14 protein-coding genes are annotated in these 14,407 nt (G+C 77.3%); 10 read left to right on the forward strand and 4 right to left on the reverse strand.

The window, feature by feature from the left end; translation table 11 throughout:
- Positions 1–3 precede the first annotated feature (3 nt).
- Complete coding sequence (locus ACFWDO_RS00140) at positions 4–894, reverse strand: LysR family transcriptional regulator (protein WP_380317397.1); 891 nt, start codon at positions 892–894, stop codon at positions 4–6.
- A 152-nt stretch (positions 895–1,046) separates the two neighbouring features.
- Here ACFWDO_RS00140 and ACFWDO_RS00145 point away from each other — a divergent pair, with 152 nt between their 5' ends.
- The 4 genes from ACFWDO_RS00145 to ACFWDO_RS00160 all read left to right on the forward strand — a co-directional run bounded on the left by ACFWDO_RS00145 (position 1,047) and on the right by ACFWDO_RS00160 (position 3,898).
- Entirely contained in the window at positions 1,047–2,099 is a 1,053-nt protein-coding gene (locus tag ACFWDO_RS00145) for an FAD-dependent monooxygenase (RefSeq protein WP_380317400.1), read from the forward strand.
- 44 nt (positions 2,100–2,143) lie between these two features.
- Positions 2,144–2,599, forward strand: a complete 456-nt coding sequence (locus ACFWDO_RS00150; RefSeq protein WP_380317403.1) for an SRPBCC family protein — start codon at positions 2,144–2,146, stop codon at positions 2,597–2,599.
- A 93-nt stretch (positions 2,600–2,692) separates the two neighbouring features.
- Positions 2,693–3,457, forward strand: a complete 765-nt coding sequence (locus ACFWDO_RS00155) for a phosphatase PAP2 family protein (RefSeq protein WP_380317406.1) — start codon at positions 2,693–2,695, stop codon at positions 3,455–3,457.
- 54 nt (positions 3,458–3,511) lie between these two features.
- On the forward strand, positions 3,512–3,898 hold the full coding sequence (locus tag ACFWDO_RS00160) for a hypothetical protein (protein ID WP_380317408.1): 387 nt from the start codon (positions 3,512–3,514) through the stop codon (positions 3,896–3,898).
- Here ACFWDO_RS00160 and ACFWDO_RS00165 read toward each other — a convergent pair.
- Complete coding sequence (locus ACFWDO_RS00165; RefSeq protein WP_380317411.1) at positions 3,862–4,566, reverse strand: LysE family translocator; 705 nt, start codon at positions 4,564–4,566, stop codon at positions 3,862–3,864. The genes ACFWDO_RS00160 and ACFWDO_RS00165 overlap by 37 nt on opposite strands.
- An 89-nt stretch (positions 4,567–4,655) precedes the next feature.
- On the opposite strand from ACFWDO_RS00165, the gene ACFWDO_RS00170 reads away from it, so the two are divergent.
- On the forward strand, positions 4,656–5,096 hold the full coding sequence (locus tag ACFWDO_RS00170; protein WP_380317414.1) for a GNAT family N-acetyltransferase: 441 nt from the start codon (positions 4,656–4,658) through the stop codon (positions 5,094–5,096).
- Between the two features lie 10 nt (positions 5,097–5,106).
- Here ACFWDO_RS00170 and ACFWDO_RS00175 read toward each other — a convergent pair whose 3' ends face one another.
- Together ACFWDO_RS00175 and ACFWDO_RS00180 are read right to left on the reverse strand one after the other, a co-directional pair.
- A complete protein-coding gene (locus ACFWDO_RS00175; protein ID WP_380317416.1) occupies positions 5,107–5,631 on the reverse strand; it encodes an NUDIX domain-containing protein in 525 nt (174 codons plus the stop codon).
- Between the two features lie 32 nt (positions 5,632–5,663).
- Complete coding sequence (locus ACFWDO_RS00180) at positions 5,664–6,527, reverse strand: alpha/beta fold hydrolase (RefSeq protein ID WP_380346734.1); 864 nt, start codon at positions 6,525–6,527, stop codon at positions 5,664–5,666.
- A 49-nt stretch (positions 6,528–6,576) separates the two neighbouring features.
- Here ACFWDO_RS00180 and ACFWDO_RS00185 point away from each other — a divergent pair, with 49 nt between their 5' ends.
- The 5 genes from ACFWDO_RS00185 to ACFWDO_RS00205 all read left to right on the forward strand — a co-directional run bounded on the left by ACFWDO_RS00185 (position 6,577) and on the right by ACFWDO_RS00205 (position 14,384).
- Entirely contained in the window at positions 6,577–7,311 is a 735-nt protein-coding gene (locus ACFWDO_RS00185) for a TetR/AcrR family transcriptional regulator (protein WP_380317421.1), read from the forward strand.
- A gap of 64 nt (positions 7,312–7,375) precedes the next feature.
- A complete protein-coding gene (locus ACFWDO_RS00190) occupies positions 7,376–8,197 on the forward strand; it encodes a GNAT family N-acetyltransferase (protein ID WP_380317424.1) in 822 nt (273 codons plus the stop codon).
- Positions 8,198–8,226: 29 nt separating this feature from the next.
- Positions 8,227–8,442 (forward strand): hypothetical protein, encoded by a 216-nt coding sequence (locus tag ACFWDO_RS00195; protein ID WP_380317427.1) that lies wholly within the window; start codon positions 8,227–8,229, stop codon positions 8,440–8,442.
- Between the two features lie 252 nt (positions 8,443–8,694).
- A complete protein-coding gene (locus tag ACFWDO_RS00200) occupies positions 8,695–11,649 on the forward strand; it encodes an FtsX-like permease family protein (RefSeq protein WP_380317430.1) in 2,955 nt (984 codons plus the stop codon).
- On the forward strand, positions 11,649–14,384 hold the full coding sequence (locus tag ACFWDO_RS00205; protein WP_380346736.1) for an FtsX-like permease family protein: 2,736 nt from the start codon (positions 11,649–11,651) through the stop codon (positions 14,382–14,384). The genes ACFWDO_RS00200 and ACFWDO_RS00205 overlap by 1 nt, the downstream gene beginning before the upstream one ends.
- Positions 14,385–14,407 lie beyond the last annotated feature (23 nt).

Consider the following 14,407-nt stretch of genomic DNA (forward strand, 5'->3'; position numbering starts at 1 on the left):
CGGTCAGGCCGCGGTGACCGGTGCCCCCGCGACGGCGTCCGCGAGGGCGCGGACCAGCGGGTTGCGGTCGCCCGCGCGCCAGGCGAGCGCCCAGCGCACCGGCGGGGCGTCGCGGACGGGCACGTACACGAGCCCGGGCCAGGAGTAGAACCGGGCGGCGTCCGCGGCCGTCGCGGCGACCGCCTGCCCGGTGCTGACGACCGCGAGGATGTCGTCCCAGCTCGTCACCTCGGGGCCGCGCGGCACGGGGCGTCCCGACGGGGTCCGGGCGGGCTGGAACGTCGTCTCGGTGGCTGCGGGGATGGGCGACCGGTGCGCGGGGAAGGTCAGGTCGGCGTAGTCCTCGAGGCCGACGGAGGGGCGCCCGGCGTACGGGTGGCTCGCGGCCATGACCAGCATCACCGGCGACGTGTGGGTCACCGGGCCGATCACGACGTCGGGCTCGTCGACCGGCAGCCAGAGGTGGGCGACGTCGACCGCCCCGGACCGCAGCGGCGTGAGCGGGTCGACGACGTTCAGCTCGCGGTGCACCAGCCGTGCCGCGGGATGCGCGGCCCGGAACCGGTCGACGACGTCCCGGATCATCCAGCTCTGCGGCCCCATGGCCCCCAGCACGAGGGTGCCGCCGGCCGCGCGGGCGCTCGCGGACGCCGCCTCCACCGCGTCGAGGATCTGCGCGTACGCGGGCCGCAGGGCCCGGGCGAGCTGCTCGCCGGTCTCCGTGAGCCGCACCGTCCGGGAGGTGCGCTCGAACAGCGGGGCGCCGATGCGGCGTTCCTGCGCGCGGATGGCGTGGCTCACCCGCGACGGCGTGACGTGCAGCCGCTCCGCGGTACGGGCGAAGTGCAGCTCCTCGGCCAGGGTGAGGAAGACCTCGATGTCCCGCAGCTCCATGACCATGACTCTAGGTCCATGACTCCGGGGTCACGGCTGCGTTGCGGAGGTCGCCGTTGATGACCCGGAGCCGCCCCTCCAGGCTGGTGGCGGGCGCCCGCACGGGGCGCCCGGGACCACGGCACGACGACCACGGCACGAAGGAGCGGGACATGCGGATTCTCATCTCGGGGGCGAGCGTCGCCGGGCCGGCGCTGGCGTACCGGCTGGTGCGCCAGGGGCACGACGTGACGGTCGTGGAGCGGGCCCCGGAGGTCCGGGCCGGCGGGTACGCGGTCGACTTCCGCGGCGAGGCCTTCGACGTGCTGGAGCGGATGGGCGTGCTGGACGAGGTGCGCGGCCACGACACGCGGATGCGGGGCACGGTGCTCGTCGACGCGGACGGCGCGCGGGTCGGCGAGCTGCCCCCCGAGGAGTTCTCGGGCGGCCTGGAGGTCCCCAAGGCGGACCTCACGCGCATCCTGCACCGCGTCACCGCCGAGGACGTCCGCTACGTCTTCGACGACTCGATCCGCGCGCTGACGCAGGACGAGGACGGCGTGCACGTCACGTTCGAGCGTTCGGCGCCTGGCACGTACGACCTGGTCGTCGGGGCGGACGGCGTCTGGTCGGCGGTCCGCCGGCTGGTGCTCGGCCCGCACGACGCCCACGTGCGCCACCTCGGCATGTCGGGCGCGGGCTTCACCACGGCCAACCGGTTCGGTCTCGACCACCAGGTGCTGCTGCAGGCGGTCCCCGGGCGCGCGGTGCTGGCGTTCAGCGCCCACGACGCGGAGCGGATGACGGTGAGCCTGTCGTTTGCGACGGACTCGGCCCGGGCCGACCGCCTCGGGCGTGCCCACCAGGAGGAGCTGGTCCGCGCCGCGTTCGAGGGCGCGGGCTGGGAGGTGCCGCGCCTCCTGCGCGACATGGCCGCCGCGGACGACTTCCTCTTCGCGTCCACCTGCCAGGTCGAGCTGGACCGCTGGTCCGTGGGCCGGGTCGTGCTGGTCGGCGACGCTGCCGCCTGCGCCGCCCCGACGTCGGGCATGGGCACGTCCCAGGCGCTGGTGGGCGCCGACGTCCTCGCGCGCAGCCTCAACGACGCCCTGGCCGCGGGCGGCGACCACAGGGACGCCTTCGCCGCGTACGAGCGCGAGCTGCGGCCGTCCGTTGCCGCGAACCAGGCGAAGGGCCGCGCGGCCGTCGCGCTGCTCGGCGGGTGACGGCCGCGCCGCCGGGGCCCAGGCAGCAGGCCTACCATCGGCCGGTGCCGACGATCGTGCTGACCACCGAGATCCCGTCGTCCACGGAGGCGTGCTTCGCGGCGAGCCTGTCGGTGGACGCCCACGCCGCGTCGATGAGCAGGTCGGGGGAGCGCGCGGTCGGCGGCGTGACGACGGGGCTCATGGGCCTCGGCGACACCGTCACCTGGCGGGCGCGGCACTTCGGGGTGCCGTTCCGGATGACGTCGCGGATCAGCGCGCACGACGCGCCGCACCGCTTCGTGGACGAGCAGGTGACCGGGCCGTTCCGGCGGTGGTGGCACGAGCACCGGTTCGAGGCCGTCCCCGGCGGCACGCTGATGACGGACGTCGTCGAGTTCACGTCGCCCGCCGGGCCGCTGGGCCGCCTGGTCGACCGTGTCGTCCTCACCGGGTACATGACGCGGCTGCTGCGCACCCGGAACCGGTGGCTCCTGGCGGCGCTCTCGCCGCGCGACTGAGCCGGCCGGCGGGCGCGAACGTGCGGGACACCACACCCGCCCCACGCCCCACGGTCAGGGGACGCCCAGCCGGTGCTGCCTACCCTGGGCGCGATGTTGCTCCAGGCTCCCGACGCGCCCGTGCGCGCCCTCGACGGCTCGCACCTCGACACCCGGGCGGTACGCGCGAGCCGGCCCGACGAACAGCTCGCCCGCCTCACCTCCGCGCCCGCGCTCCTGACCGGGCTGGTCGTCGTGACGCTGCTCGCCGCCGGCCCCTTCCGGCAGGTCGACGAGGCCGCGCACGGGTTCTGGGCCCGGCGTCTCACGCCCGGCCTGCAACCGCTCATCCAGCACGTGCTCGACCCGATCGCCGGGCAGGCGGTCTGCCTCCCGGTGCTGCTGGCCGTCGCCGGCACCCTCGCGTGGCGGCGTCGCACGTGGCGGCCGTTGTGGTGCGCGGCGATGGCGGAGCTCGCGTTCTACGGGGGAGTCGGCCTGCTGAAGGTGCTGCTCGCGCGGCCGGCGCCCACCACCGACGACGCCGACCTGTTCGACGGCGGGCTGCGTCAGCTCGGCTGGAGCGGGATCAGCTTCCCGTCCGGGCACGCCGCGGAGGCGGTGCTGATCTACGGCACCGCCGTGTACCTGGTCGGCCGCTGGACGCGCGCGTCCGCGCGCACGATGCGCTGGCTGCGTCTCCTGGTCGGCCTGGTCGCCCTCGACGCGGTGGCCGTGTCCTACTTCCTCGGCTGGCACTGGATCAGCGACCTGGTGGGCGGCCTGCTGGTCGGCGGGCTCCTGCTCCGGCTGCTCGTGGAGGCCGACCGCCGCGACTGGCGGCTGCGACCCCGGCGCGCGGTGGCGCGACACCTCTGACGCCCCCGACCTGTGCCCTTGCGCGGCGCGGGCGGCACTGGGAGCGTCGTCCGGATGAGCAGTCCTGCACCGTTCCCTCCGACGCGGGGCCGGCACGTCGCCGCCTTCGTGGGTGGCCTCCTCGTCGGCAACAGCGCCCCGCACCTGGCGTCCGCCGCGACGGGCCGTGAGCATCTCACCCCGCTGGCGGGCCGCCGGTCGTCGGCGCTGGTCAACCTCGCCTGGGGTGCGGCCAACCTCGCCGGCGGGCTGGCGCTCGTGCGCGCGGCGGCCGGGCCCGGCCGCCGGTGGGACCGCCGGCTCGTCGCGTTCGAGGCGGGCGTCGTGACGTTCGCGGCCTGGATGGCGGCCAGCGAGAGCCTGGCACCGCTCAACTCCGGGCCCGACGACGCCCACCGCGGCGGTCAGACGACGACGGCCGCGCCGGCGAGCACGAGGTAGACGCCCCCGGAGGTGGCGCCGAGGCGGCGCCGGGCGCGCTCGGAGGCGCGCAGCCGCCACGACATCCGGTCCGCGACGAGGGCGTACCCGCTGTCGACGAGGGCCGCGAGCACGACGAACGCGCCGCCGAGGATCGCGAGCTGCGGCGCGACCGCCCCGCGCCCCGGGTCGGTGAACTGGGGGAGGAACGCGAGGAAGAAGAGCGCCGTCTTCGGGTTGAGCACGTCCACGAGGACGCCGTCGGCGACGAGCCGCCACCCCCGCGGCGCGTCCTCACCCGTGGCCGCGGCCTCACGGGCCGGCGTCCCCGCGCCGCTCCCGGGCTCGGGCCGGAGGCGCGCGGCGCGCAGCTCGCGCACGCCGAGCCAGACGAGGTAGGCGGCACCGGCCCAGCGGACGACGCCGAACAGGACGGGCGACCGCTCGAGCAGGGCGGCCAGTCCGGCCGCGGCGGCCACCACGTGCAGGGCCGCCCCCGTCTCGAGCCCGACCATCGACAGCAGGCCCGCCCGTCGTCCGAGGGTGGTGCTGCGCGCGACGACGTACACGACCGACGGCCCGGGCACGGCGAGCGTGGCGAGGGACGCCCCGAGGAACCCGAGCAGCGCGGGCGCGGCCGGCAGCAGGCCGGTCACGGCCTGGGCGGAGGCGAGCGCCTGCGGGGTCATGGTGGGGAGAGAGGGGCCGGACGGTTGTCCGTGACACCCGTCCGGCGCCCCGGGTGCCGGCGCGGCGGGCGCGGACGAGGATGGCGGGCATGGCGGACTGGACGGTCGTGCAGGTCACGGACCCGGCGGAGCTCGTCGCGGCGTCCCACCTCTTCGACGCGCCCGTCCGGCCGGACGGAGCGGCCGACACGCTGTCGAGGCCCGGCCACGTCGTGCTCCTCGCGCGGGGGCCGGACGGGCGCGACGTCGGCTTCGTGTCCGGGGTGGAGATGCGGCACCCGGACAAGGAGCCGGAGATGTTCCTGTACGAGCTCGGCGTCGACGAGCCGTGGCGGCGTCAGGGCGTGGCGTCCGCGTTGCTCGCGGCCCTGCGCGACCACGCCCTCGCCCGCGGCTGCCGCGGGATGTGGACCGGCACGGAGGCGGACAACGTCGCCGCGCTCGCGAGCTACCGTGCCGCGGGCGCGCAGATCGACCGCGACTCCGTCTTCGTCGTCTGGGACGACCTGGCCGGCGCGCCCGCGGGCTGAGCGAGGCGGCTCAGTCCCAGACCCCGCGATCTCCGGCGACGAGCGCCTCGAGCATCAGCTCGTGCGGGCCGAACAGAGGGGTCGGCAGCGCGTCGAGGCGGAACCAGCCGAGGGCGACGGTCTCGGTGCCGTCCGCCCTGAGCTCGCCCGCCACGACCCCCGCGACGAGCGCCGTGACGACCGACTGGACGACGTCTCCGTTCGGGTAGGTGTGCGGCCGTGGCCCGGAGAAGACGCCGAGCAGGTCGTGCGGTTCCACGACGAGGCCTGTCTCCTCGAGGGTCTCGCGCACGGCGGCCTGCGACACGGTCTCGCCGAGCTCCAGCGCCCCACCGGGCAGGCCCCACGGACCGCCGGGCTCACCCCGTTGCTGCAGCAGCACCCGGGTCGAGCCGTCGTCGTCGTGCTCGAGGACGGCGCAGCAGGCAGCCGGCAGGAAGAGCGGGTCGTGGCCGACCACGGCACGCAGGCGCCGGACGTAGCTCTCGGGCCGGCTCCCCGGCTCGCGCCCTGGGTCGCTCGCTGGCTCGCTCACGGGCACCGACCCTAGCGGTGCGGGCTGCACGCTCAGCCGCGGAGCGCCGCCAGCCAGGGCAGGAGAACGGGCAGGACGGCGTCGGCCTGCATGGCGGACATGTGGTCCTTGCCGGGCAGCAGGGCGACGGTCCAGCCGGCGGCCTCGAGCTCGGGGCGCCGGCGGGCGACGGCGCCGGCGATGACGACCTCGACGTCGCCCCAGCCGGGGCCGTAGACGATGTCGTCGTCCGCGCCGACGACGGCGAGGCGCGGCACGCGCAGGGCGAGGGAAGCGGCGTCGTCGAAGTCGTCGAGCGACTCGTAGAGCGTCACGTACTGCCCGGTCTGCTCGGGGCTCTGCGTCATCTCGACGGAGCCCCAGTCGCCGGGCTCGGGGGCGGGCGTCGCCGCGGGCCGCGGGGCGTCGCGATGGGCGAGGGCCAGCCGGTGCGCGGCGCGGGTCACGGCGAGCATCGCGGCGTACGGGCCGTCGAGGGGCGGGTAACCGCCCATGGCCAGGCCGGTGAGGCGGTCGGTGCGCAGCGCGAGCTGCAGCCCGGCGAGCGCCAGCCACGAATAGCCGTAGTAGGCGAATCGGTCGGTACCCGCGGCGTCGGCGACGGCGAGGAGATCGTCCGCGACGGCGTCGGCCGTCAGCGTGCCGGGCCGGGGGTGGGCGGCGAGGTGGGCCTCGTAGTCGGCGGCGACGACGCGGAAGCCGGCGTCCGCGACCCTGTGCGCGAGGACGGCGCCGAGGTCGGGGTCGGCGCCCCAGGCGCGCATCGCGTCGGCCTGCGGCCCGTCGAGCGGGGCGGTCCGGACGGGGAGCAGGACGGCAGGGCCGTCGCCGAGCGTGGTGACGTCGAGGGACGATCCGTCGGGCAGGGCGGCGGTGGGCATGGCGGTCTCCAGCAAGGGGGCGAAGTTACGCCTTACACTGTAAGCAGATGAGAGGATCGGGGCAATGGACGACGTCGAGGAGCACGTTCGGCGGCTGTGGCGCCACCGGGGGGCGGAGCCCGCACCGGCGCGCCGCGGGCCGCGCCGACGTCTCGAGCTGGACGAGGTGCTCGACGCCGCGGTCGCCGTCGCCGACGCGGACGGGCTCGACGGCCTGTCGACGCGGGCCGTCGGCGCCCGGCTCGGGCTGAGCGCCATGGGCCTGTACCCGTACGTGGGCACCAAGGAGCAGCTGCTGGCGCTCGCGGAGGACCACGCCTCGGCGATGCCGGGCTGGCGCGACCCGGGCCCCGACCTGGCCGCCGACCTCGACGCCTGGGCGGGTCGCCTCTTCGCCCTGTACCGGGAGCACCCGTGGCTGGTGGACCTGCCGTGGGCCTCCGCGCCGGGCGGCCCGCAGCAGCAGGACTGGCTCGAGCGGCTGCTCGACGTCCTCGCGCGCCACGACGTGCCCCCGGCGTCCAGGGCCGCCGTGGTCACCGCCCTGTACGCCGTCGTCCGCGCCACCGCGCAGACCGCGGCCGAGTACGAGCGCCTGGACGCCGCGGGGGCCGAGGCCTGGCGGGAGCGCGCGGCGGCGACGCGGCGCCTCGTGCCGGACCTCGACGAGCGGTACCCGCGCGCGGCGGCGCTCGCGCCGCACGCGACCCACGACTGGCGGGACGCGCCGCGCGCCGCGGTGCGGCACGTGGTGGACGTCCTGTGCCACGGCCTGGCGCCCGGCGCCGAAAGGCCCTGACCCGCGAGGGCACCACGGCGAAATCTGTTGCCCGCCCGAGAGCGGCTCTGGAAGGGTGACGGCCGTGAACTCACCCTCGGGCCAGACCCCGGCCGACGCGGACGCCACGAGCCTCCTCGCCGCCTACGACGACCAGCTCCGCACCGACGCGGAGACGCCCAGCGCGCTGGCGGTCACCCGCCTCGGGCCGGTGCGGCTCGTGACCTTCGACGGCGGCCGCGGCTTCGTCACCTACCGGGACCTCGGCGGCGCGGACGCCGCGACGATCCGCGGCTTCGTCGCCTCCGCGCTCGCGCACTTCCGCGCCGACGCCACGATCACGAGCGTCGAGTGGAAGACCCGCGGCCACGACGTCGCGCCGGGCCTGCACGACGCGCTCGTCGACCACGGCTTCGTGCCCGAGGAGCCGGAGTCGATCATGATCGGCGAGGCGCGCTCGCTGGTCGCGGACGTGCCCCTGCCCGAGGGCGTGACGCTGCGCCGCGTCACCGACGAGGCGGACGTGCGGGCCATGTCCGCGATGGCGGACGAGGTGTTCGGCGACGACCCCGCCACGTCGGGCCACGCCGACTCGCTCCTGCGCCGCCAGGACCGCGACCCGGAGATGGAGCTGTGGGTCGCGGAGGCCGACGGGCTGGTGGTCAGCGCCGGGCGCCTCGAGCCGGTCCCGGGCACCGAGTTCGCCGGCCTGTGGGGCGGGTCGACCCGCCCGGAGTGGCGCGGCCGCGGCATCTACCGCGCGCTCACCTCCGCCCGCGCCGAGTCGGCGCTCGCGCGCGGCAAGCGGTACCTGAACAGCGACTCCACGGAGTTCTCCCGGCCCATCCTGGAGCGTTCCGGCCTGGTCAAGGTGTCGACGACGACGCCGTACGAGTGGCGGCGCTGAGCCGCACCACCGGCTGAGGAGGGGACGACGTGGGGCTCGACGACGACCCGTTCGACCACCGGGTCACCAAGGACGGCACGGTCCTGGTGAGCCGCGGCGGCCGGCTGGTCGTCACGGTCTCGGGCGCGCGGGCGGCGCGGCTGGTCGCGCTGCTCGGGCAGGACCCGGACACCGACCAGGAGCTCCTCGCGCGGGCCACCGGGAACTACCGGCGGGGCAACGAGAAGCGGGCGCACCGGCCGTGACCTGGCCCGACGCGGCGGGCCGCGTGTCCCGGTCCCGGTGCGTCGCCCTCCCTACACCCTGACGGCCCCCGCACGGAGAGATTGCACCCTCGCGAGAGGTCGCGCGCCGCGCGTCTGCGGGGGACTAAGGTCCGCCCTGGACCCGCACCGGCGCGGGAACGACACGACGACGAGGCCCGGAGCGGGCCCGAGCAAGGACGCAGGAGGGCACGTGGACCACGCCCGCGCTCCGCTCGCCAGGACGGCGGGCCGATGAGTCGCGCACGGCTGCTCGCGCGCCGTTCCGTCGCGCACCGGGGCCTCCTGGTCCTCGTCGCGCTGCTCGTCGCCACGGTGACGGCGGCGCTCGGCACGACGATCGGCACCGTCCGCGCCGCCGAGGCGCGGGTCATCGACGACGCGCTGACCCGCGGCGGCTCCCCGGGCGTCGTCACGGTCACGACCCGCCTCGCGGACGACCCCGCCGCGCAGGACGCGGCGATGCGCCAGGACGTCGAGGAGCTCTTCGGCGACGGCCCGTACGAGGTGACGCGCGCGGAGGTGCCCGACGACGACTCGGACGCCCCGTTCGTGCGCTGGACGATCACGCCGGACGTCGCCGCGACCACGCCCGACGACCTCCGCGCCTTCACGGCCGGGCAGGCCGCCCTCCTGGAGACGGTCCTCGCCGACGACGACATCCAGGTGCGGGGCGCTGAGATGACGGGGGACCTCGGGCAGCGGTCGGCGGACGCCACGGCGTCGCTGGGAGCGGCCTCGGCCGTCGCGCTGGTCCCGATGATGGTCCTGGCGCTCGCGGGCGTGATCGCCGTCGCGCAGGTCGCGCGCCTCCTCGCCGCCACCCGGGCGGGCGAGGTCCGCCTGCTCGTCTCCCGCGGCGCGTCGCCCGCCCAGCTCACGGCCGCCGCGGCGGCGGAGGCCGGCGTCGTCGTGCTGGTCGGGGCCGCGGCAGGGTGCGGCGCGGCGGTCGCAATGCTGGCATCGGAGGGCGTCTCCGGCGCCCTCGGCGACCTGCTCCCGTCCGCGGTCGGGTGCGCGCTGGCCGCGGTGCTCGTCGTGGTGGCCCTCGAGGGGCTCCAGGCGCGCGCCGCGGCGGCGCTGCGCCTGGTGGACACGTCGGGCCGGGCGCGGCAGGCGGCCACGTGGGGCACGGTGGTGCTGGTCCTGGTCGCCGCGACGGTGACCCTCTGGCTGCTGCGCCGCTACGGCTCGCCGCTCGTCCCGACCCCCGACGGTGGGCAGTCCGACCCGGCTGCGGCCGCGGCGCCCGCCCTCGCGCTCGCCGCCGCCGCGGTCGTGGCGGTCGTGCTGCTCGGGCCGCTGACCCGGGCCTGGGCGGCGCTCGCGGCCCGCCGCCCGGACACCCGCGTGCTCCCGGCCCGGCAGGTCGCGCGGCGGCTCGCCGTCACCGCCGTCCCGGTGGTGCTCGTGGTGGTGGCGGCCGGCAGCGTCGTGCTCGCCTCCGCCTTCGTCGGCACGGGCACCCAGCTGCGGCTGGCGTCGGCGGCCGTGGCATCCGGCAGCGACGTCCGCGTCGTCACGCACACCGGCACGCCGGGCCCCGTGGCGGGCTACGAGTCGCTGCCCGGCGCGGCGTCGGCCGCCCCCGCACGGATGTCGGAGGGCGCGGCGGACGACGTCCCCGTCTCGACGACGGGCCTGCCGGTCGACCGCATCGCCGGCACGGCGCTCGACCCGGGCGGCGAGGACGTCGGCGCGATGGCGGCGGCGCTGTCCGACCCGGACCTCTACGCCGAGAACCCGCGCCTCCCGGCGGGGACCGACGCGCTCGACCTCGCCGTCACCGGCGAGTACTTCATCGTGGACGAGTCCGTCACCCAGGACGTCGGCGCGCTGGGCGCGCCCCTGCCGTGGGCCGACGCGTGGGCTGGCGCGCCGCCGCCGATCGAGCGGGGGCGGCTCGAGGCGTTCGAGCTCTCGACCATCCCCCTGACGCTCTGGCTCGCGGACCCGGACGGGCAGCTCCTGCCCCTCGACGTCGGCACGCTGAACGTGGACGTCGACGGCATGGGCGACGAGGAGGACGCGATCGGCCCCGCCGAGAGCACGCTCGACCTGCGCGCGGCCGTACCCCCCGCGCCGGACGCCGCCGACGGGACGCCGGGGGAGTGGACCGTGGTCGCCTTCGACGTGGAGATGCCGGCCCCCGGGAACCGCGCGACGTCCCTGCGGCTGTCCGTCGACGAGATGGACGCGACCACGAGCGACGGCACCGCCACCCCCGTGGACGTCGAGAGCACGTCGTGGAACCTCGCCGGGCCGGACACCGACCGTGCCATCCCGTTCGGCGCCCGGCAGGGCACCGGGCTGACCCTCGCCTCGCGCGTCGAGTACCAGCAGATGTCCGCCCTGGTGCGCGTCGTGGGGGCGTCCGCAGGCCGCAAGGCGGTGCCCGCCGTCCTCACCCGCGACCTCGCCGGGATGATGGCCGTCACCGTCGGCGAGCGCACCGAGGTGCCTCTGGAGGGCGGCGACCGGCTCACCGTCGAGGTGGTCGACGTCGTGGACGTCGTGCCGGGCGCGCTCCACCCCGCCGCGGCGCTCGTCGGGCTCGCGGAGCTCCAGGCGGCGTCCCTCCACATGGACTCGACCGTGATCCCCGCCCAGGAGATGTGGGTCCGGGCGGCGCCCGGCGCCTCGGAGGCCGACGTCACCGCGCTCGGTGCGGCCGCCGGCGACGTCGCGCGGCAGGCCGACGGCGCCGACGGCGTCGTGGTGACCACCTCCACCGGTGGCGGCCGCTCGGACGCCGCGGGGCCCGTGCGGCGCGCGTTCTGGGTCGCGGCCCTCGCCGCCGTCGCGCTCGCCCTCGTGGGCGTGGGCGCGGTGAGCGTCGCGGCCGTGCGCGGGCGCCGCGGCGAGGTCGCGGTGCTGCGCGCCGTCGGGATGCCGCCGCGCGCGCAGGGGAACGACCGCGCCCTCGAGATCGCCGCCGTGACCGGCGCCGCGCTCCTCGTCGGACTCCTGGCGGGCTGGGCCGTGGCCGCCGCCACGGCCCCCGGCCTCGCCGAGGCCACCATCACGGGGTACGCCGTCGTGCCGCCCGCGTCCACCGCCCTCGCGCCGGCGGCTGCGCTCGTCCCCGGGGCCGCGCTCCTGGCCGGGCTGGCGGTCGTCGCCCTCGCGGTGCGCGCCGGCGTGGCCGCCCAGGCGCGCGAGGGCACCTACCGCGAGGAGGTGCGCTGATGCTCCGGCTGCTGCTGCGCCGGCACCTGCGCACCGCGTGGGGGTCGGCGGTCGTCCTGGCCGTGGTGACCGTGCTGGCCGCGGGCGCGGCCACGGCGGCCGCGCGCGCCGTCGCCGAGATGCGCGCCCACCAGGTCGTCTACGCCACCGAGCAGCTGTCCCCCCTGCGGCGCGACGTCGTCTCCCGGTCGGGGTCGGTCCCCGGCATGCCGGGCCCGACGGGCGCGCTCCCCGTCGAGCCACCGGCGGCGGAGCGGATCCCCTCCGAGCCGGACTGGATCGAGTTCCTCGACGGCATGGTGTCGCTGCGGGACGAGCAGCCGCGGCCGCTGCGCGACGTGCTGGGGGAGCCGTCCTTCGCGGTCTCCACGAAGGAGATGCTCACCGAGCAGGTTCCCGGCTCGGGCATCGAGATCCCGCAGGCCGTGTTCCGGGCGTCCCCGCGCCTGCAGGAGGACATGCGCCTCGTGGAGGGGGAGTGGCCCGAGCCGACCCCGGTGACGCTCGGCTACAACGGCCCCGAGGGCGACGTGCCGGTCCAGGGCGTGCTCACCCGCGAGGCCGCGGACACGCTCGGCTGGAAGGTCGGCGGCACCTACGCGCTCGAGGGGTGGAAGTTCCCCCCGCTGCAGGTGGTCGGGATCACCGAGCCCGTCGACGACGGGGCAGACGCCTGGTACCACCAGCCCTTCGGCCGCCGCGCCCAGCTGGGCATGACGCCGAACGGCTCGACCACCGCGGTCGCCGCCGTGTACGTGGACCCCGCGATGATCTCCGGGCTCGCCTTCCGCGGCCCCCAGACGGTCCTGTGGTACCCGGTGTCCGTGGAGGGCATCGAGTCGGGTGAGGTCCAGGCGCTCGCCGACCAGCTGCGCGGGTTCACCCACGAGACGCTGACGATCGTGCCGAACGACGCCGTGGAGCTCCAGGGGCGCACCACGCTGTCGGAGGTGCTCGACCAGCTGCTGCGCGACCGGGTGGCGACCGACGCGGTCCTCGCCGTCCTCGTCGTGGGGCCGCTGGGGGCGCTCGGCGCGGTCATGGTCCTGGCCGCCCGCCTCGTGGTGGAGCGGCGGCGCAGGGCGCTCGCCGTGCTGCTCGCGCGTGGCGCGACCGGGGGCTGGCTGCGCCTGCTCACCGCGGCGGAGGGCTTCGCCGTGAGCCTGCCCGCCGCCGTCCTCGGCGTGCTGCTCGGCCTGCTGGTGCGGCCGGGAGCCGTCACGGGTGTGCAGGTGCTGTGCGCGGCCGCGGCCGCGCTCGCCCCGGCCGTCGCGGCCGCGGCCGTGACCGTGCCGCGCTCGCTGCGCACCGAGCGCAGCGACGTGCGCGCGGCGACCGGGGGCCGCTGGCGGCGGACGGTGGAGCTGTCGGTGCTCGGCGTCGCGGCGCTCGCGGTGCTGCTCCTGCTGCGCCGGGGGGTCGTCGGCGGGGCAGGCGCCGGCGGCGTCGACCCGCTGCTCGCGGCGACCCCGCTCCTCGTGGCAGCCGCCGCCGCGCTGGTCGCGGTGCGCGCCATCCCGTGGCTGGCCCGCGGGCTCGAGCGGCTGCTGTCCCGGCGCCGCGACCTCGTGCCGTTCCTGGGCGCCGCGCGGGCCACGCGCGCGCCCGCGGGCGGCGTCGTCCCCGCGCTCGCGCTGGTCCTCGCGGTCTCGGTGGGGGCGTCGTCGGCGGTGGTGCTCACGACGATCGACGAGGGCGTCGCCCGGCAGGCCCAGGTGCGGCTCGGCGCCGACCTGCGCGTGGGAGGGCCGCTCCTGTCGGACGACGTCCTCACGACCATCCGCGACGTGGACGGCGTCGCCGAGGTCGCGCGGGCCACCCTCCTGCCGGAGGTGGGGCACCTGACGTGGCCGGACGGCCGCCACCGCACGGTGCAGGTGGTGGCCGTCGACGCGGCCGCGCTGGCGACCGTGCAGGAGGGCGTCCCCGAGGCGCCGCCGGACGTCGCGGCGCTCGCGTCGCCGGGCGCGGACGACACGCTCCCGTTCCTGGCGCTGCGGGTGCCGGGCGTCGACGCCGGGACCGAGGGCCTGGAGCTCGCCCTGCGGGACGAGACGGCGGACGTCGCGCCCCTCGGCACCGCCGGGCGCGTCCCGGGCGTCAGCGACGCGCCGTCGACCGTGGTGATGGACTCCGGGCTGCTCGCCGACCCGCTCGACATGGAGACGGAGCCGCGCAGCGCCCTGCTCTCGCTGGAGGACGGCGCGGACCCGGCCCGGGTCGCCGTGGCCCTGCGCGCGGCGGTCCCCGAGCTGACCGTGGACGACCTGCGCACCGAGACGGCCGAGGTGCTCGACTCGCCGGCCGCCCAGGGGATCACGACGGCGGCCCTGGTGGCCGTCGTGCTCGCCGGCGTCCTGGTGGCGCTCACGGTGGCGCTGACGCTCGTGCTCGCCGCGCCGGACCGGGAGCGCCTGCTGGGCGTGCTGCGCTCGATGGGCCTGCGCCGGTCGGAGTCGCGCGGGCTGGTCGCGTGGGAGGTCGCGCCGTGGGCGCTGGGCGCCCTGCTCGTCGGCGCGGCCGTGGGGGTGGGCGTGCCCGCGCTGCTGCACGCCACGGTGGACCTCACGCCGCTGACCGGCGGCGGCCCGCAGCCGGAGCTGAGCGTGGACCCGTGGCTCGTCGCCGCGGGAGTGGCCGGGTTCGTGGTGACGGTAGTCGTGGGGGCGTCCCTGGCCGCCGTCGTCGGCCGGCGGGGCGCGACGACGGAGCGGTTGCGGGAGGCGGCGGAATGAGGGAGGACGACAGGGTGGTGACG

This window comes from Isoptericola sp. NPDC060185, from assembly GCF_042728595.1.
In the GTDB taxonomy this organism is placed as follows: domain Bacteria; phylum Actinomycetota; class Actinomycetes; order Actinomycetales; family Cellulomonadaceae; genus Isoptericola.